This is a genomic window from Rhizobium sp. OAE497, from assembly GCF_040546565.1.
GTDB lineage: Bacteria > Pseudomonadota > Alphaproteobacteria > Rhizobiales > Rhizobiaceae > Rhizobium.
In genome coordinates this window covers 2,106,530-2,123,947 of record NZ_JBEPOA010000001.1, presented here as the reverse complement: position 1 = coordinate 2,123,947, position 17,418 = coordinate 2,106,530, and the positions used below count along the sequence as shown (strand labels likewise).

Here is a 17,418-nt window from a genome sequence, read left to right as displayed (position 1 = left end):
CTGATCTGAAAAAGGCGAGCGGAAGGGCTCGCCTCTCTCATCGGCATTCGAAAGCTCAGCTCTCGCGGCTGAGGCAATCCTTCATGCTGGCCGCAATGCCGCGCATCAGGGTGAAGTAGAGATCGGGACCGGCTTCAAGCGTGGCGGCCTCCGGATCGAGGACGCCCGACTTCGCCTTGGTGCCTTCGATGACGACATCGACGAGGCGCGGTTCGAATTGCGGTTCGGCGAAGACGCAGGTGGCGCCAAGTTCGGCGACCTTCTTGTGGATCTCCGAAACGCGCTCGGCGCCGGGGATGGTTTCCGGGCTGACGGTGATCGAGCCGGCGACCTTGATACCGTAGCGGTGCTCGAAATACTGATAGGCGTCGTGGAAGACGATGAAGGGCTTGTCCTTCACAGGTGCGACGGTGGCGGCCAGCTCCTTGTCGAGGGCATCCAGCTTGTCATCGAGCGTCTTTGCATTGGCCTGATAGGTCAGCGCGTTGGCCGGATCGGCGGCAACCAGCGTCGTGGTGATCTCGGCGGCCATCGCCTTGGCATTGGCGGGATCGAGCCATAGATGGGTATCGAATTCGCCGTGGTCATGATCATGCCCGTGATCGTCGTGACCGGCGGCTTCCGCATGGTCGTGGTCGTGCGCTTCGGCCTCGTCGCCATCGTCATGCGGCTCGAAGGCGCCGCCTTCGCGGAATTTCAGCTTGGTGAGGCCCGGCGCATCGTCGAGCTCGGCAATGCTGGCATCGGAGCCAAGCGATTCCAGCGGCTTTTGCAGAAAGGCCTCGAGGCCGGGGCCGACCCAGAAGACCACCTTGGCGTCCTGCAGCGTGCGCGCATTCGAGGGTTTCATGCTGTAGGTATGCGGGGAGGCGGCGCCATCGACGATCAGCTCCGGCGTGCCGACGCCCTGCATGATCGAGGCGACCAGCGAGTGGACAGGCTTGATCGAGGTGACGACGACAGGCGCATCGGCGGCCTGGGTTGCGCCCGCCAGAAGCAGGGCCGGAAGGGCGAGGGAGAGGCCGGCGGCCAGTTTCATGTGCACGCTCCGCTTGAATAGCGTTTGTTATGTTATTACATCAATTGCGTAATGCTATAACGTGTGCGATAGCATGACGCAACAGCACATCAGGAAAATTATGTTATCTCCCGTCAATACAGGGGCGAAGCCGCTGGTTTCCCTCAACAATGTCGGCATCAGGCGCAACGGGCGCTGGCTGGTTCGCGGCGTCGATTTCTCGGTTTCGCCGGGCGAGATCGTGACGCTGATCGGCCCGAACGGCTCCGGCAAATCGACGAGCGCCAAGGCGGCCATCGGCGTGTTGAAGCCGGATGAGGGGACGGTCGAGCGCCTCTTCGGCCTCAAGGTCGGCTATGTGCCGCAAAAGCTCGCGGTCGACTGGACGCTGCCGCTTACCGTGCGCCGGCTGATGACGCTGACGGGGCCGCTTGCCGACAAGGAAATGATGGCGGCGCTTGAGGCGGCCGGCATGGCGCATATGCTCAATGCCGAGGTTCAACACCTCTCCGGCGGCGAATTCCAGCGCGCCCTGATGGCCCGCGCCATTGCTCGCAAGCCCGATCTGCTTGTGCTCGACGAACCGGTGCAGGGCGTCGATTTCTCCGGCGAGATCGCGCTTTACGACTTGATCAAGCAGATCCGAAACAATACCGGCTGCGGCATCCTGCTGATCTCGCACGACCTGCATGTCGTCATGGCCGAGACCGATACCGTCATCTGCCTCAACGGCCATGTCTGCTGCCGCGGCACGCCGCAGACGGTCAGCCAGAGCCCGGAATATGTGCGCCTGTTCGGGAGCCGCGCGGCGCAGACGCTCGCCGTCTACAGCCACCATCACGACCACACGCATTTGCCTGACGGCCGCGTCCAGCATGCCGACGGAACGGTGACCGATCACTGCCATCCCGAGGATGGGCATCACCACGATCATGATCACGCGCACGGTCATGACCATGACCACGACGGGCACGATCACCATCATCACCATGCAGGAGAGCGCCATGCTTGACGATTTCTTCGTCCGCGCGATCCTCGCAGGTGTCGGCCTGGCGCTGACCACCGGGCCACTCGGCTGCTTCATCATCTGGCGGCGGATGGCCTATTTCGGCGACACGATCGCCCATTCGGCGTTGCTCGGCGTCGCGCTGTCGCTGCTCTTCCAGTTCAATCTGACGCTTGCCGTCTTCGGCGTGGCGGCGACGGTATCGATTCTGCTGCTTCTGCTGCAGAAGCGCCAGGCGCTGTCGGCTGATGCGCTGCTTGGCATTCTCTCGCATGCGACGCTGGCGATCGGCCTCGTCATGGTCGCCTTCATGACCTGGGTGCGCATCGATCTTATCGCCTTCCTGTTCGGCGATATCCTGGCCGTTTCGAAGAGTGATATCGCCGTTATCTGGGGCGGCGGCATCTTCGTCGTCGCGGCGATCGCCTGGCTCTGGCGGCCGCTGCTCGCCTCCACCGTCAATCCCGAGCTTGCCGAGGCCGAGGGCATGCAGCCCGAGAGGGCGCGGTTGTTTTTCATGCTGCTGATGGCTGTTGTCATTGCCATCGCCATGAAGATCGTCGGGATCATGCTGATCACCTCGCTGCTGATCATTCCGGCCGCGGCCGCCCGCCGCTTTTCGCCGACACCGGAGGTCATGGCCGTTCTGGCATCGCTGATCGGCGCCGTTGCCGTGGTCGGCGGGCTGTTCGGCTCTCTGACCTATGACACGCCTTCCGGCCCATCGATCGTGGTGGCCGCACTCATCCTCTTCATCCTCAGCCTGCTGCCGCGGCTGGGACGCAGACAAGCGCAAGGACAAGGCACATGAACACGCCGCAGCTGACCAAGAACCAGGCTCTTGTTTATGACGTCCTGGAGAAATCCGAAGGGCCGCTCAGCGCCTACACGATCCTCGACAAGCTCAGGGATCACGGTTTTCGCGCGCCGCTGCAGGTCTACCGGGCGCTCGACAAGCTGCTCGAATATGGCGTCGTTCACCGGCTCGAAAGCATCAACTCCTTCGTCGTCTGCGCCCATCCGGACGAGAACTGCCACAACCACGGCACGGTCGCCTTCGCCATCTGCGAAAGCTGCGGCCAGGTGATCGAATTCCACGACCACGAGGTCGATCACCGGCTGATGGACCGGATGCGCGCCAAGAAGTTCAAGGCCGAGAAGACGACGATCGAGATCCGCGGCGTTTGCGGGAGCTGCGCCGCCTAGGCTTCGTGAAATGCCGGGCAGCAGCGTTACTGCTGCTTGCTCTTGCCGTCCTTGGCCTGCCGCCGGGCGAAGACGCGCATGATCAGCTGGAAGGCTACGACGATGGCGAACATGTAGAGCCAATGGCTCCAGTTGCCGTCCGCCGAGAAGGCGAAGTTCAGGCCTATGATGACGGCAAAACTCAAAGCGAATGAAATGATGTAAACGGCCATCCGATCCTCCCCCAGACGATCCTATTGTAGATATCGACGGGGTGCCTTTCAACCTGGAGGGGATTTCTGGCCGTAATCCCTTAGTCTAGTCGCCTGAGATCGCGCGCGAACCTTTGCCAGTTCGACACGTATTTCTCCGCCGAGCGCTTCAGCCCCTGGATCGCCTTTTCATCCAGTGTGCGGATGGCGCGGGCGGGGGAGCCGACGATCAGCGAGCCGTCGGCGAATTCCTTGCCCTCGGTGACCAGTGCGTTGGCGCCGACCAGGCAATTGTTGCCGATCCTGGCACCGTTCAGCACAGTTGCGCCCATGCCGATCAGCGCGTTGTCGCCGATGGTGCAGCCGTGGACGATGGCGTGGTGGCCGATGGTGCAGCCCTGGCCGATCGTCACGGGCGCGCCCGGATCGGTATGCAGCATCGCGCCTTCCTGGATATTGGTGTTGCGGCCGACAACGATCGGCTCGTTGTCGCCGCGCAGCACGGCGCCGAACCAGATGCCGACGCCTTCACCGAGTTCGACATCGCCGATCACATGCGCATCCGGGGCGATCCAGTAAAGACCGCTTGCGGGAAGGCGCGGCGTCAATCCTCCGAGCGCATAGACCGGCATGGCAATTCCTCAGCTGACGGTGACGGTAAGCGTGGCGATGCCATCGATACCGCATTCGACGGTATCACCCTTGACGACGGCGCCGACGCCGGCGGGCGTGCCGGTCATGATCACGTCGCCGGGTGCCAGGATGAAGAGCTTCGAGAGCTCGGCGATGATCTCCGGCACCTTCCAGATCATCTGGTTGAGATCGCCTTCCTGGACGCGCTTGCCATTGTGATCGAGCCAGATGCGGCCGTTTGCGGGGTGGCCGAGCTCATCCGCGGGGACGATCGGCGAGACCGGTGCGGAGAATTCGAAGGCCTTCGCGACTTCCCACGGGCGGCCCATCTTCTTGGCGACGGCCTGCAGGTCGCGGCGGGTGAAATCGATGCCGATCGCGTAGCCATAGATGCAATCAAGCGCCTTCTCGACCGGAATGTTCTCGCCGCCTTCCTTCAGGAAGATCACGCATTCGGCTTCGTAATGCACATCTTCGGAGAGCGGCGGATAGGGAAAGGGCTTTCCGGCGGGCAGCAGGTTGTCCGGGTTCTTCTGGAAGAAGAAGGGCGGCTCGCGGCTCGGGTCATGCCCCATCTCGATCGCGTGGTCCGCATAGTTGCGGCCAACGCAATAGACGCGGCGCACGGGGAAGAAATCGGCGCTGCCTTCGACGGGAAGCAGAACGGGCTGCGGGACGGGGATGACGGTCTTGAGATCGGCGGACATGGCATGCTCTTGCTGTTATCGGTGCGGCGATCTTAGACGTAAAAGGTGACGCAGGGAAAGGACGCTGGCGCGATTATCGGTCCTGTGCCGCATCGTGGCGCATGACTGCGTAATAGCCCGAAAGTTCCGGGATCATCGCCGCCATCACGTCGAAGCGGGGATCGTCCTCGACCAGTTCGCCGGCATATTTCGCCTGCAGGAACAGCGCGTGGGCGGCGAGCGCATCGTCATTGGCCCGGTGCAGAATGGTGAAGACAGGGGCAGGGACGGTCTTGCCCTTGACGATGACGCGGTCGAGCTCGGCGATCGTGTATCTGCCGCTGACCAGGAATGCCGTGGTCTCGCCGAGCAGAAGCGCGACGCCATAATTCTTCGAGGCGCCCTCCAGCCGTGAGGCGAGGTTGACGCTGTCGCCGAGGCAGGAATAGTCGAAGCGGCGGGTGGAGCCCATATTGCCGACGACGCATTCGCCGGTATTGATGCCGACGCCCATCTTCAGCACATGCAGCGGCGTACCAAAGGCCTTGGCTTCGGCTTCCAGCTCGCGATTGAGCTTGGTGATCTCCTCCTGCATCGCCAGCGATGCGGTGACGGCATGCATGGCATGATCGGGGTCGTCGAGTGGGGCGTTCCAGAAGGCCATGATGCAATCGCCCATATATTTGTCGATCGTGCCGCCATGGTTCATCACCACTTCGGACAGCGGCGTCAGTAGCCGGTTGATCAGTGTCGTTAGCTGCTCCGGATCGTCCTTCATCGTCTCGGCGATGGTCGTGAAGCCGCGCACATCCGAAAACAGCACCGAGAGCGTGCGCCGCTCGCCACCGAGCTTCAGCTGCGAGGGGTCTTCCGTCAGCCGCTTGACGAGTTCCGGCGAGATATATTGCGAGAAGGCGCGGGTGATCTGCTGCTTGTTGCGCCGCTCCTCGGCGAAGTCGAAGGCAGCCTGGCCGAAGGCGACGGCGATATAGGCGATCGACGGGCCGAGTGGCGAGACGAAGACATGGCCGAAGCGGATGCCGGCGAAGCTTGCGGCAGCGAAGACACCGATCGCGGCAATCGCGGCTGCGAGCGTCAGCCAGCTGGTGGAGCGCCAGACCGTTGCCGCCGCGAGGATCGCCGCGACGAGGATCGCCAGTGCCACCAGCGGCAGCGCGCCCCTGGCGATATAGAAGCGATGGACGATATTGTCGTAGATCGTTGCCTGGATCTCGACGCCAGCCACCAGCTTGCCGGTGTGGACGGTATAGGGTGTCGCAAAGGTATCGGCGCCGCCCTTGTCGATCTCGGGTGCGTTCTGCAGGCTGAGGCCGACGAGCACAACGCGATTCCTGAAGAAATCAGGGGGCAGGAAAGTCGGCGGATCGAGCGCCTGATAATAGGAGACCGTCGGGTAGCTGCGGGCCGGGCCGAAGGACTGGATCATTGCGCCCGCGGGCGGCATCGCAGCCGCCTTTCCCGCGGCGGCCGCCAGCATCACGGCAAAGCCGTCGCGATAGGCGGGAATGGTGCGGAAGGTGCCGTCGCCGCCAAGCTCGATCGAGGCGATGCCGGTTCTGGCACCGGCGGCCGTGAACTGCGGCATCGGCGTGGTGCGGATCAGCTGGTCGGCCTGCGGCGACTGGATCAGCGTTTCATCACCGGCGAGCACCAGATCGGGTAGGGAGGCTGCGGTGATTGCCGCGTCATTCTCGGGAGACGAGGGCTCGGCCATAATGATGTCGAGACCGATCGCCTTGGCGCCGGCGGCCCGCAGCTCCTTGATCAGGTCGGCATGCAGGCGGCGCGGCCAGGGCCATTGCGCGTTGATCTGCGCCAGCGCTGGTTCGTCGATCGCGACGATGACGGGCGCGTCCTCGGGCGGAAGGGGATCGTCGACGGTCGACAGATAATCGAAGCTCCGGAGCTCGAGCAGCGACCACGCGGGCAGCCGCGATAGAAACGAAATCGCCACCAGCGTCGCCAGCACCAGCACGGCAAGCCTGACCGGCCGGCTGCTGAACGGCCAGCCGGGAGCGCGGATGGACTGGCGGGGATTGGAGCGCATCAGAAGCGGATCTTCAGGCTGCCCTTGACCGCACGCCCCCAGCCCGGCACGCCGGGCGCAACCTCGAAATCCTCGTCGAGAAGATTGAAGGCAGAGGCTTCGAGGGCGAAACGCTTGTCGAGCGGTTCCCATATGAGATTGGCGTCGAGCGTCCAGTAGTCGTCAAGGCGATCTGCGCCACCGAGGCCGCCGTCGCCCTGGCGTTCACCGATGTAGTTTGCCGCGACCGTCGCCTTGACGTTCGCTTCGTTGACCCAGGTGAGGGCGAGCTGACCGCTCCTCTGGGGAATGTAGGGCAGGGCATCACCGAAGCCGGCGCTGCTCGTATCTTCATTCTTGGAGTGGGAATAGGCGACAGTTGCGGAAACGCCGAAGCCGTGGGCGAGCGCAACGTTGGCTGTTGCGCTGACACGATCGATGTTCGCTTTGCTGATGGTGAGGCCACCAGGCAGATAGGGCAGAAAGGGACCCGCTACCGGATAGGCCAGATCGAGGTCGCGAATTTCCTGATGTTGGTATTCGATGCTGGTGAACAGCCTATCGGTCCACTGCGCATCCCATTGGAGCGCGATCGTGTCCGTATAGCCGTCAATGCCGGAATAGGGTTGATTGGACTGAATACCGACGACACCGATCGGTGACAAGGTCGGCGAGCCCATGTCGTAGCTCTGGCGCATGAAGGCCGCTCGCAGCCATTGACCGTCGAGCGGTGCCCAGGCGACGCCGAAACGCGGCTCCAGTCTCGCGACATCCGTCGAGCCGCCGTCCATGACTGTGCCGAAAAGCGCGTATTCCGCCTTGAGGCTTGGGGTAATCTCGTGAAGCAGATCGACATAGACCCGACCGATGCCGATCCGCTCATCGACCGAAGTGAAAAATGGGTCGGTAGCTCTTACGTCGGCAAAGCCGCCCTCGATGCCGTAGCGCCAGGTCAGATCTTCGACGCCATACAGATGATTGATCGCTGCCACATAGTTGCGCTGCACGCTGTCGGCGATGCGCACTAACGGCGGAGCGACGAGCTCCTGTTCAACGTTTTGTTCGGCACTCGTGTAGAAGAATGCGGCATTGACAACATTGCGATCGCCGAATGTGTGGCTCCAGCCCAGACCGGCCGCCGTTGACTTCGTATCGATGTCGTCGCTCTCAGTGTAGCCCACAGTGGGGAAGCTGATTGACTGATCCAGCCGGCTGTCGGAGTGATTGGCGTAGAGAACAAAGCGGTCGTCCGGATTGGGCGTCGCGGTCAGATATCCGTTGCCGGACAAATTACGAATGTCTCCGTCAAAGCTGCCTGGGCCACTGAAAATTGCGGGACTGGTCAGGAACGGACCATAATCGCCGCCATACGGCGTCTGCACCCACGTCAAGTTCAGATACCCGCTCACCGGGAACGGGGCATTGGCAAAACCCTGCAGTTCCGCTTCACCCGTCGGCTTCGTCTCGCCAGCCGAATTGATAAAGCCCGCGCCAAGCGACCCTTCAAGAAAAGGCCGCCGCAGGAGGTTGGCAGAGCGGGAGCGGCCGGACAGCATGTGCGGATCGAGCAGCAGACCCTGCAAGAGCGCCGAGAAGCTGTTCGAGTTCAGCTTGTAGAGATCGATCTCGTCGTCGAAGATTTCGGTATTGGCGAAGGGGCGGATATTGCCGCGGATCGACTGGTCGACATAGCCGCTGCCGGCGAAGGGGTCGAAGACGGCATCGCCATAGTAGCGGCCCCAGGCGTTGAGGCCGCGCAGGCGGAAGGCGTTGTTCAGCGTCGAGCCGGCATCCTGATTGGCGCCGAGCGAGCCGTAATGGCCGCCGCGGGCCTTGGAGCGGCGCAGGAATTCCTGGGCGTTCTCAAGCGCGCCGTCCGGATCGTAGTCGTCGATCGCGACGGCGGTGCGGAAGGACGAGATCACCGGATCATTCTTGTCCAGCCGGTCGGCATTATCCAGCGCTTGTTCCGAGAGGACGCGGTCGCCTTTTTCGTAGTGGCCGGCGGCGAGCATCAGCTGCGCCTGCGAATGCGCCGGATTGGCGGTCGAGGATGCGAGCAGATCGTCGATCGCCTTGTCCATCTCGCCCATCTGCAGATAGTAGCGGCCGCGGGCGAGAAGGGCGATGTCGAAGGCCGGGTCGGCGGCGAGCGCGAGGTCGATCTCGTGCTTGGCTTCCTTCATCCGCGATTGGTCGAGATAGAGAATTGCCAGATTGGCGTGGCCGATCGGATCGTCGGGATCGAGCTCGATCGCTTTCTTCAGCGCGGCTTCGGCTTCGCGCGAGGCGCCGCGGGCATCCTGCAGCAGACCGAGGTCGTTCCAGGCCATGGATGAGCCGGGCGCCACTTCGATCGCTGCGTTCAAGTCGGCGAGAGCGCCTTCGAGATCGCCCTGATAATCTGCGCGCATGCGGGCGCGGGCCTGCAGGGCGTTCGGATCCTGCGGGTCGATCGCAAGCGAGCGGGCGATGGCATCTTGCATCTGGACGCGGTCGTTGATCAGAAGCGCGAGCTGGGCGCGCAGCGCCGGAAGCGTCGAGTCGTCAGGGTAGCGCGCTTCGGCTTGCTTCATCGTGGCGATCGCTGCCGGGATGTCTTCGAGGAAGCCTGCCGTATAGGCCTTCATCACCGCGGCGTAGGGGCCGGTGACGCTCGCCGGCGGCTTCTCGTTTCGGGAGGGATCGCGGAGCGACCGGGCGTAATAGCCGCCGTAAGCGGCGATGCCGCGGCGCAGCGGATCGAGGGAGCGTTCGGCGCTGGCAAAGAGTTTTGCCGCATCGTCATAGCGCTTCTCGGCACCGGCGATCAGCGCCTCGATGAGATCGGCGCGGGCGCGCTGGGAGGCCGAGAGACGGGAGGCGCGGGCCTGCGCCAAGGATTCCAGCGCTTTCCTGCGGCCATCGAGCGAGAGCTGCACTTCGGCAAGCGTCAGCCAGTCCTCGGCGTTGCGGGCGCCGGGCGCTTTGGCCTCGATGCGGCCGCGCTCGCTGCGCATCTTCTGCACCGGAAGCGGCGAGGCGGGCATGAAGGTGAAGCCGCTGCGCAGCGTCAGATAGAAGAGCATCTGCTCGCGATCATCCGGCGTGACGATGACGAGCTTGCGCGGCGCCTGGCCGATTGTGGCGACGGCGCCTTCGCCCTCCGCCACCTGGACGCTGCCATAGTCGTTCTTCAGCTCGACCTGTCCCTCGAGCACGATCAGCGAGGTCTGGTCGCCCTTGACGGTCAGCGTCCAGTCCGTGCCGCGGATAGCGGCGGCCGCAGCCGGGGTCTCGACCGTCAGCCCCGTGCCGCCGCGCTGGGCGCGGGCCCACATGGTACCGGATTGCAGGTTGAGGATCGTGTCGCCGTCGCGCGCCATCTTCTTGACCTGCAGCGCCGAATTGCGGCCGAGGCGAACCTGGGTGCGGTCGGCAAAGAGGATGGCGAGCTGGCCGGATGCATTGGTGCGCAGCACGTCGCCGCCGAGCAGATCCTGGTGCAGGTCGACATTCTGCCAGTTCGACAGATCGACGAAGCGGACTTCCTCGCCCATCTTGCGGTCGATGACGGAACCGGCTGCCGGTTCGGCGCGCAAAACAGGGTCGGCCGCTGCCGGCCGCGCAACAAAAGACGCCGCCACAGTCAACGCCATCACGGCGGACATGGAATTCGTAAATCTACCCCTCATAGAAAGGCGTTTGTCTTTGGCGTGGCCAAAAGTCAAGCAGAGTTCCACTTATGCTCTTGCTTTGGTTGTGAAGTGTAATATCAGGGAAACACTTTGCGGCGGAGGTAAGTGCGTGGCGGATTTCGAAAGTGCGACTGAACTGATGACGAGCGATCCTTCGACAGAAGATATCGGATCGGAATATTTCGATCATATCAAGAAGATAAACGACATCTTCTACGATCAGATCAAGATATCCGATCAGAAGGCGGCTTACATCTTCACCTTCATGCTTGCCTTTCTCGTCAGCTCCAGCGAGGTACGCGCGGTCTTTACATGGACGCGCTATGCCGACGGAAACCTGCAGCACATTCTGTTCTCCGGTCTGCTTGCAGCGGCGTCCGTCTTCTCGATCCTGTCAGCGATCCTGGTGGTGCTGCCGCGCCATCTCACCAAGTCCACCTCGCTGTTCTGGGGCACCTGGGGCGAGCACCGGCAGCTCTTCTGGGACGCGGCGACACGGCGCGACGAGCGCTATCTCTTCGCCGAATATCTCGACAATGCCGATATTCTCTCCACCATTGCGCGCGGCAAGTATCGTTGCGTCACACTCGCGTTTCGCGGACTGATGGTAACCGTCATCGCTTATGTGCTGCTTCTGATCGCCGGGTAACGACGGGTCCTTTTCCGGCACGGAATCCCGTTTTGAAACAGCAGTGGCTGTGGAGCGTTACCATTGGTCAAGTATCTGAATCTTTGGCATTTCCGGCCTTGCTCATGAGCATGCCACAATATTGCCGCTTGCTTTTTTTCCCGAATGCTGTCACGTCATGCAGTACTCGGGCATTAGCATGCCGGTGACTGGACAGATGTGGTAGCCCTCCCGCAAGGGTGGCAGAGCGGCTAGAAACCGCTTCGTAGACGTTCTTTCCCCGTACGTGACTTCTCCGACTGACCCTTCGCGCCCGGTTTCGGGACGAAAGCTAAAGCCGTCCGCTTCCTCTCGAGGGGGCGGATACTAAGACAAGACTAAGGGAAAAGGACTATCCCACATGGCCACCAAGGGCACCGTAAAATTCTTCAACCAGGACAAGGGTTTTGGTTTCATCACTCCGGAAGGCGGCGCTAAGGACGTATTCGTCCACATCTCCGCTCTCCAGGCTTCCGGCATCCAGTCGCTGCGCGAAGGCCAGCAGGTCACGTTCGACACCGAGCCGGATCGCATGGGCAAGGGCCCGAAGGCCGTCAACATCTCGGCTAACTAATTCGATTTCTGCCTTCCGGCAGGGATCAGAACGGCGCCCTCAGGGGCGCCGTTTTTCGTTTGGGCTGTTGTCTTAAGTCAGGCGCTGAGGGCTTCCGCCGGCGATGCCGAAACATCGACGGCGGCGAAGGCGGCGGCGATGACGTCGGGGCCAGCGCCGGGCTTCGTCGCATCCGTCGAGAGGATCTGGCGGTAGCGGCGGGCGCCCGGCAGGCCGGTGAACAGGCCGACCATGTGGCGGGCGATATGCTGCAGGCGGCCGCCGTTTTCGATATGAGCGGCGGCATAGGCCATCATCCGGTCGCGCAATGCGTCCCAATCCATCTCGCGCGCAGGCGCCCCATAGAAGCGCTGGTCGACCTCTGAAAGGATCGCGGCATTCTGATAGGCGGCGCGGCCGAGCATGACGCCATCGACATGCTGCAGATGGCTTTCCGCCTCATCCAGCGTATGGATGCCGCCATTGATGCCGATGAAGACACCGGGCCAGCGTTCCTTCATGCGATAGACCATCGAATAGTCGAGTGGCGGGATCTCGCGGTTTTCTTTCGGGCTCAGGCCCTTCAGCCAGGCCTTGCGGGCATGGATCCAGATCGCGTCGGCGCCGGCATCGAGCACGCGTGTGACGAGATCGGGCAGGGCGGCCTCCGGATCCTGCTCGTCGACGCCGATGCGGCACTTGACGGTGACAGGCACCGAAGACACCGCCTTCATGGCGCGCACGCAGTCCGCCACCACCTCGGGCGTCAGCATCAGGCAGGCGCCGAACGTGCCCGACTGGACGCGGTCGGAGGGGCAGCCGACATTGAGATTGATCTCATCGTAGCCATAGGGCGCGGCGATCCTGACCGCCTCGGCGAGCTTTGCCGGATCGGAGCCGCCAAGCTGCAGCGCGATCGGATGTTCGGCGGCATCGAAGGAGAGCAGCCGCTCGCGCGGCCCGTGAATGATCGCGTCAGCGACGACCATCTCGGTATAGAGCAGGGCGTTTTCGCTGATCTGGCGGTGGAAATAGCGGCAATGACGATCCGTCCAGTCGATCATCGGCGCCACGGCAAAGACCGGCCCATTGGAATACAGGGACTTTCCATGCTGTGTAGTGGTTTCGGCCACTTTCATTGTGTATCGGTTTCTCTCGCTTTATCGCTCTTCCGTACGTTTCCGCGATGCTAATGCTACGGCGTAGCGTCTGCAGGAGGCCGTGTAGCACTTCGTGGAAACGATATCAGAGCGAACGTGCCCGGACGTGACGAAGGCTTATACCGCACAGATCCGGATAAAGCGAGATGGCGTCTTGATGCATAGCGAGGCTCAGACGTTCGAGCGGCGGCCGGTTGCCCTGGCGTGGCTGAAAAGCTGATCAGCCGGGTGCCCTGGAGAAGCTGAAGAGCCCGGATGTGACGCTCGGGCAAGCGATCGATAAATATCTGGAGACTTCGGTCGAGGCGATCGGCAAGACCAAAGCGCAGCGCCTGCGGTTGATCAAAAGACATCCGCTCGCTGCCATGCTGGTCGGCCAGCGCGAAGCCGCAGCGGCCGAAGAACCACGGGCTGTCATGCGGGGTGGCAACCTCGACGATGCGCACTATGCCGACGATCGCGCCTCACGTGGTTGGCGATCAGGCTCGTTGTTTTTCCGCAGCCGTCCGTCAGCTTGCCCAGGGCGGCGGCGACGAACATCGGCGCTGCGGGATCATCTTTCATTTCCCTGACGGGCACAGCAGCGATCACCCTGGCTCGCCATCTATCCGCTTTCGCGGTCGGCGAGCTCGTCAACATCGACCGCGCGGCACATGACCAAGGGGAACCAAGAAATGGAAAAGCTCGCTGACTGCCGCCGCTGGCTGTGGTCACATTCGGCATTACCCTGGCTGTGATCTTCACCGCCCGCTATCTCGGCCTGATGAACAGCGAGCGCTCCAGCCCCGTCAACAGTCCTGCAGCTGCGCAGGTGCTACCGTCATCGTCGACCCGACCGCGCTGAACAAGGCAACGGATGCGGTGAAGGATCTCACGTCTGAGGTTCAGGAGCTTAACCGCGGACTGAGGGAACTTGTCCTTGAATTGGCCCGGGGAAGGTAGCTCTACTGAGGTATCTGATCAGAAAACCCACAGGAGCTTATAACGCGTTTTCCGACGCGCGTCGTTCCAACACATCATGAAAAATTTGATTGTAACGAACGCCGAGGCTTTTGGGAGATCTTTTCTCAGATTGAAGCAGCCCAACGTGTATCGCCAGCGCTGCTGGAGACGATCGCGGAAGCTTTTTGCTCCGTAGCGTGCTTCCGAGCCTGACCCTTCAGTAAAATCGTATGTGGGACCATCCACATACACTGCTAGGCCGCGAACGACAAACGCCGCTAGAACATACGATGCGAAACACCAGGCATTGCCAAGGCCGTACCACCGTTCCATCAATAGGGGTTTAGCTTCGGCGCGAAAAAGGTTGTAGATCCATTCGGCCGGGAAGGTCAGATTTCGCGGGACGTAACCTTGTCGGAAGGCCTCGAGAAAGTTAAGAGCCTTCTGTGACGGCTCCTTCAATCGGACGCCACGAGGGCCGGTTAGTTTTGTCGCGCATGCGGCCAAAAGCTTGGACGGGTCGTCATCTAAAGCCTTAACTAAGCGCTCCAGGAAGTCGTCTGATGAATAATCGTCACAGGCTCTTAGGCAGAAGTATTCGCCTTGCGCTGAGGCAATCTCCACGCCCTTCGCTAGATTTTCGATTGCTGTAACGTGTTTGTCATTTACGATGACGCGGAACCGATCATCCTGTTCACAGAACGCTTGGGCGATCGATAAGCTTGCGTCTGTCGATCTATTTTCCAGGATGATTGCCCGGAATTCCTTAAACGTTTGCTTCGCAATGCACTCAAGGCTTCGATGTAGCGTCTTTTCGCCATTGTATACGGGAAAAACGACAACAACCTTCACGTCTTTCATTGTCTTGTAACCTAATTTCTACATCACGACCACGCGAGCGTCGACGCCAATGGCCGAAATCTTGTCGCGTATCTCAGCCTGGTAGTTGCCGTTCATTATGAAGACGGTGTCTATGTCGTTGTCTTGCAATCGTTCAGGCGGGCTAATTTTCAAACCGGATAGCGGTGCAAATTTCCCCTGTTTCTTTTCATTGATGTCGATGCCAGCGGCTGCACCATTGACGATGCATGACAAGATGACCCCTTTGGTTGCCATCCCCCAAATTGCGGCTCCTGAGCTCTCCTCCAGCGCGTGACGCACTCTCTCTATCGAAGCCTTTTCCGCATGAGCGTAGGTCTTCGCCTTCGAGACGGCGGCCGCACCGTCGGATGAGATTGGTTCGCGCTCGCCGCGCGCCACTCCGACGGCCCATTGGTACTGTCCGCCGAATGCCGGGCTCTGTTCAATATCCGTGTAGCCGGAGAGGTTCATCGCATTCTTCAGCGAGGTGGCGCTGAAGTAGTTGCAGTGTTCGTAGCAAAAGTCCCAAAACGTGTTGTTTTCGAAAATCCAATCAACCTCTGGCACTTCGACATATAGTGGAACGTTGGGAGCGGCTTCACCAAGGTCACGAAGAAAAGACACCGGTTCTGTGATGTGCTCCAGCACATGTCGCAACACGACAAGTCTCGTGTCGCCACCAAACGAGCCAGGCCGGAAGACATCACGAACAAGTCGGAAATTTCCTTCATCGACAGGGTCGCAGCTCGGATCGATCCCTATGCCCGTTATGCCCGGCGCAAGGCGGCAAAGCATTCGAAGGAACGTTCCTTTTCCGCACCCGATATCGTAGACGGTTCCTGTCGCCAGATCGAATTTTTTGATTAGGTCGCGGGCTAGGTCTTCGGTGTATCGTTCGAACGTTGGCGAGGGCACGTCGTTGTTGTAGTTCTCATCGTAGACAATGAGGGCTTCATCAAAGGCGCCGTTATAGCTGAAGCCGCACCGTGAACATGTGCAAAGGGTGAACGGCCCGCGACTGGCGGCCAAGGCCTCGTCCCTGGTGTCGTAAACCCGGTTCTGCAGGATCGGGATGGCGGAGCGAGAGATCGTGGGAGTTACCTCTCCGCTTTCGCATACGGGGCAGGATCTGAGCATTCTTTACCCTCAAGTTGTGGCGAGTTGTTTTCGCCACCAGTCCACAGTCGAATTGAGGCCGTCCTCTAGAGTAAATCTGGGGCGGAATCCAACCTCTTCTTTTAGCCGCTTTACAGAAGCGGTCAGTGCGAGAGGGTCATTAAAGATCGGCGGTCGAGCGCCATACTTCACTAGGTGGGGTCTGCCGGTTGCCTCGGCGAGCATTTCTATTATGTCCCTGAGCCGTCGAGGGTCCCCGCTTGCAATATTGACAGGTCCGTTAACCTCGCTAGCCGCCAGTGCGGCAACGCCGGCGGCGACATCGTCGACATGCATGAAGTCTCGGATTTGAGCGCCCGCAGTGACCGGCATTTCAATGTCGTTGAGGAGGTTGAAAGTGAGGTCACTCAGCAATCGGCGGCGTTTTTCGTATGGTCCATATGGAAAGAAGATGTGTGCCCACGCGAAGGATACCTGGTGTATGTCTGCGTAGGTTTGCAGCGTCTTGTTGAGCGATGCTTTGGCTTGGCCATACAGCGTAGATGGATTTAAGGGCGTCTCGCGTTCCACCAGCATCTGATAACGCCAGTCATATTCCGCGCAAGTCCCCACGACGACGACCCGTCTGCCGCCGTTGCGAATGAAATTCTCGACTAGATTGAGCGACGCTGCCATCCATTTCAGATTATCGATGCTGGTCCAGTAGGCACCGGGTTCGGTGCACCATGCTACATGAATCAGAGTGTCAGCTCGGAGCTTTCCGATCTCATCCAGAGCTTCGTGATCATCAGACAGAAGATCTGCACGGTGGAATTTGACGGAGGAAAGGTTGCCCGGCCACGGCGATCGGCCGACCACCACGATTTCGCCAAAGGACTGGTTGAGATGGGGGGGCAAATACCGGCCGAGAAAACCACTTGCCCCGGTTACGAGCACTTTTTTCACGTTCAACCTCGAAACTTGAAAACGCGATCCTCTCTACAGCATGGTCGATGGCTTTGAAATAGGTGTAGCTTCAGAGGCCCCTTGCGTATACGCGCGTCGTCGGTCACCTCTATCTCCTGATAGACTGCAAAAGAAGATCGACCATGTGGCCTTCTCCTCGCTTTTACCCGTGAGCGCGCAACGGCGCAGTCGCCGAATTTCTTTCTATGCTTTTCGTGGTCGAGCCTGCCGATGTGGTCGCATTTGCATTCTGCGTAGAGATGTTGCCAGCCGACAAGCGAACCGAGCCTGATATCTGACGGGATCCGGAACGCTCCGATCTTCATCAGCATAATTTCGGCTTGAGGTATGCCGCATACTTCCTTCGGCTTCAGGCTCCCGCCGATGCGAATTTCGAGGTGGCATTGATCATAGTTGAGATTGTGCAGCTGTGGGCATTTCCATTCCCGGTCAATCATCGTCTTCAGCGCCACGATCTGGCAATTGCAGATCTTTTTGGCGATGTCGACGGTGTCGGAGTTGCTGGATCGGTGGCAGAGCGGGCGCCAGCCTGTAAGGTAGTGATCGGGATAGTCGGATAGATAGAGATGGCGGCCGAGCATGCGCTTGCGTCCTGAGACGAATCGACAGCCGCATGCCGATGAAATTGAAGGATTGCTTCCGCCCGAAGCAATTAATCAATGCGATTAATGATGGCGATCGTCAAAGCA

17 protein-coding genes are annotated in these 17,418 nt (G+C 60.7%); 6 read left to right on the top strand and 11 right to left on the bottom strand.

The genetic code is table 11. From position 1 onward, the window contains the following. Positions 1-55 precede the first annotated feature (55 nt). A complete protein-coding gene (gene znuA, locus ABIE40_RS10950) occupies positions 56-1,039 on the bottom strand; it encodes a zinc ABC transporter substrate-binding protein ZnuA (RefSeq protein ID WP_199629069.1) in 984 nt (327 codons plus the stop codon). A 100-nt stretch (positions 1,040-1,139) separates the two neighbouring features. Between znuA and ABIE40_RS10945 the strand changes: the two genes are divergently transcribed. Genes ABIE40_RS10945 through ABIE40_RS10935 form a run of 3 tightly spaced genes read left to right on the top strand, consistent with a single transcriptional unit; the run spans position 1,140 to position 3,230 of the window. Then, the gene (locus tag ABIE40_RS10945; RefSeq protein ID WP_199629068.1) at positions 1,140-2,030 is read left to right on the top strand and encodes an ATP-binding cassette domain-containing protein; all 891 of its coding nucleotides are present in this window, start codon (positions 1,140-1,142) and stop codon (positions 2,028-2,030) included. After that, on the top strand, positions 2,023-2,835 hold the full coding sequence (znuB, locus tag ABIE40_RS10940; RefSeq protein WP_199629262.1) for a zinc ABC transporter permease subunit ZnuB: 813 nt from the start codon (positions 2,023-2,025) through the stop codon (positions 2,833-2,835). The genes ABIE40_RS10945 and znuB overlap by 8 nt, the downstream gene beginning before the upstream one ends. Then, positions 2,832-3,230: a Fur family transcriptional regulator gene (locus tag ABIE40_RS10935; RefSeq protein WP_199629067.1), complete on the top strand. Its 399-nt coding sequence runs from the start codon at positions 2,832-2,834 to the stop codon at positions 3,228-3,230. The genes znuB and ABIE40_RS10935 overlap by 4 nt, the downstream gene beginning before the upstream one ends. A gap of 26 nt (positions 3,231-3,256) precedes the next feature. Here the strand turns inward: ABIE40_RS10935 and ABIE40_RS10930 are convergent, their stop codons facing one another. The 5 genes from ABIE40_RS10930 to ABIE40_RS10910 form a co-directional block, all read right to left on the bottom strand. Further along, a complete protein-coding gene (locus ABIE40_RS10930; RefSeq protein ID WP_130278121.1) occupies positions 3,257-3,442 on the bottom strand; it encodes a hypothetical protein in 186 nt (61 codons plus the stop codon). Between the two features lie 80 nt (positions 3,443-3,522). Beyond that, complete coding sequence (locus ABIE40_RS10925) at positions 3,523-4,053, bottom strand: gamma carbonic anhydrase family protein (protein ID WP_199629066.1); 531 nt, start codon at positions 4,051-4,053, stop codon at positions 3,523-3,525. Positions 4,054-4,062: 9 nt separating this feature from the next. Continuing rightward, positions 4,063-4,761, bottom strand: coding sequence for a fumarylacetoacetate hydrolase family protein (locus tag ABIE40_RS10920; protein WP_199629065.1), 699 nt, complete (start codon positions 4,759-4,761; stop codon positions 4,063-4,065). Between the two features lie 73 nt (positions 4,762-4,834). Beyond that, a complete protein-coding gene (locus ABIE40_RS10915; protein WP_354541005.1) occupies positions 4,835-6,808 on the bottom strand; it encodes a CHASE2 domain-containing protein in 1,974 nt (657 codons plus the stop codon). After that, on the bottom strand, positions 6,808-10,461 hold the full coding sequence (locus ABIE40_RS10910; RefSeq protein WP_502944785.1) for a FecR domain-containing protein: 3,654 nt from the start codon (positions 10,459-10,461) through the stop codon (positions 6,808-6,810). The genes ABIE40_RS10915 and ABIE40_RS10910 overlap by 1 nt, the downstream gene beginning before the upstream one ends. 112 nt (positions 10,462-10,573) lie before the next feature. On the opposite strand from ABIE40_RS10910, the gene ABIE40_RS10905 reads away from it, so the two are divergent. Both ABIE40_RS10905 and ABIE40_RS10900 read left to right on the top strand, forming a co-directional pair. Then, the gene (locus tag ABIE40_RS10905) at positions 10,574-11,113 is read left to right on the top strand and encodes a Pycsar system effector family protein (protein ID WP_354541003.1); all 540 of its coding nucleotides are present in this window, start codon (positions 10,574-10,576) and stop codon (positions 11,111-11,113) included. Positions 11,114-11,492: 379 nt separating this feature from the next. Beyond that, positions 11,493-11,705, top strand: coding sequence for a cold-shock protein (locus ABIE40_RS10900; RefSeq protein ID WP_007533154.1), 213 nt, complete (start codon positions 11,493-11,495; stop codon positions 11,703-11,705). 77 nt (positions 11,706-11,782) lie between these two features. Here ABIE40_RS10900 and dusA read toward each other — a convergent pair whose 3' ends face one another. After that, positions 11,783-12,784, bottom strand: coding sequence for a tRNA dihydrouridine(20/20a) synthase DusA (dusA, locus tag ABIE40_RS10895; protein ID WP_502944805.1), 1,002 nt, complete (start codon positions 12,782-12,784; stop codon positions 11,783-11,785). 317 nt (positions 12,785-13,101) lie between these two features. Here dusA and ABIE40_RS10890 point away from each other — a divergent pair, with 317 nt between their 5' ends. Then, entirely contained in the window at positions 13,102-13,416 is a 315-nt protein-coding gene (locus tag ABIE40_RS10890) for a hypothetical protein (protein ID WP_199629461.1), read from the top strand. Between the two features lie 388 nt (positions 13,417-13,804). On the opposite strand, the gene ABIE40_RS10885 is transcribed toward ABIE40_RS10890, so the two are convergent. From ABIE40_RS10885 to ABIE40_RS10870, 4 genes are all read right to left on the bottom strand, one after another. Beyond that, positions 13,805-14,647, bottom strand: coding sequence for a glycosyltransferase family 2 protein (locus ABIE40_RS10885; protein WP_199629462.1), 843 nt, complete (start codon positions 14,645-14,647; stop codon positions 13,805-13,807). A gap of 18 nt (positions 14,648-14,665) precedes the next feature. Next, on the bottom strand, positions 14,666-15,676 hold the full coding sequence (locus ABIE40_RS10880; protein WP_199629463.1) for a class I SAM-dependent methyltransferase: 1,011 nt from the start codon (positions 15,674-15,676) through the stop codon (positions 14,666-14,668). A 117-nt stretch (positions 15,677-15,793) separates the two neighbouring features. Next, positions 15,794-16,708, bottom strand: coding sequence for an NAD-dependent epimerase/dehydratase family protein (locus ABIE40_RS10875; protein ID WP_199629464.1), 915 nt, complete (start codon positions 16,706-16,708; stop codon positions 15,794-15,796). 2 nt (positions 16,709-16,710) lie between these two features. Further along, a complete protein-coding gene (locus tag ABIE40_RS10870; protein WP_199629465.1) occupies positions 16,711-17,310 on the bottom strand; it encodes a hypothetical protein in 600 nt (199 codons plus the stop codon). Positions 17,311-17,418 lie beyond the last annotated feature (108 nt).

Bases quoted from the DNA above. Each gene is read 5' to 3' on its own strand.
- ABIE40_RS10910 (WP_502944785.1), bottom strand. From the start codon at position 10,461: ATGAGGGGTAGATTTACGAATTCCATGTCCGCCGTGATGGCGTTGACT.
- znuB (WP_199629262.1), top strand. From the start codon at position 2,023: ATGCTTGACGATTTCTTCGTCCGCGCGATCCTCGCAGGTGTCGGCCTG.
- ABIE40_RS10915 (WP_354541005.1), bottom strand. From the start codon at position 6,808: ATGCGCTCCAATCCCCGCCAGTCCATCCGCGCTCCCGGCTGGCCGTTC.
- ABIE40_RS10935 (WP_199629067.1), top strand. From the start codon at position 2,832: ATGAACACGCCGCAGCTGACCAAGAACCAGGCTCTTGTTTATGACGTC.
- znuA (WP_199629069.1), bottom strand. From the start codon at position 1,039: ATGAAACTGGCCGCCGGCCTCTCCCTCGCCCTTCCGGCCCTGCTTCTG.
- ABIE40_RS10945 (WP_199629068.1), top strand. From the start codon at position 1,140: ATGTTATCTCCCGTCAATACAGGGGCGAAGCCGCTGGTTTCCCTCAAC.
- ABIE40_RS10930 (WP_130278121.1), bottom strand. From the start codon at position 3,442: ATGGCCGTTTACATCATTTCATTCGCTTTGAGTTTTGCCGTCATCATA.
- ABIE40_RS10920 (WP_199629065.1), bottom strand. From the start codon at position 4,761: ATGTCCGCCGATCTCAAGACCGTCATCCCCGTCCCGCAGCCCGTTCTG.
- ABIE40_RS10885 (WP_199629462.1), bottom strand. From the start codon at position 14,647: ATGAAAGACGTGAAGGTTGTTGTCGTTTTTCCCGTATACAATGGCGAA.
- ABIE40_RS10925 (WP_199629066.1), bottom strand. From the start codon at position 4,053: ATGCCGGTCTATGCGCTCGGAGGATTGACGCCGCGCCTTCCCGCAAGC.
- ABIE40_RS10870 (WP_199629465.1), bottom strand. From the start codon at position 17,310: ATGCTCGGCCGCCATCTCTATCTATCCGACTATCCCGATCACTACCTT.
- ABIE40_RS10900 (WP_007533154.1), top strand. From the start codon at position 11,493: ATGGCCACCAAGGGCACCGTAAAATTCTTCAACCAGGACAAGGGTTTT.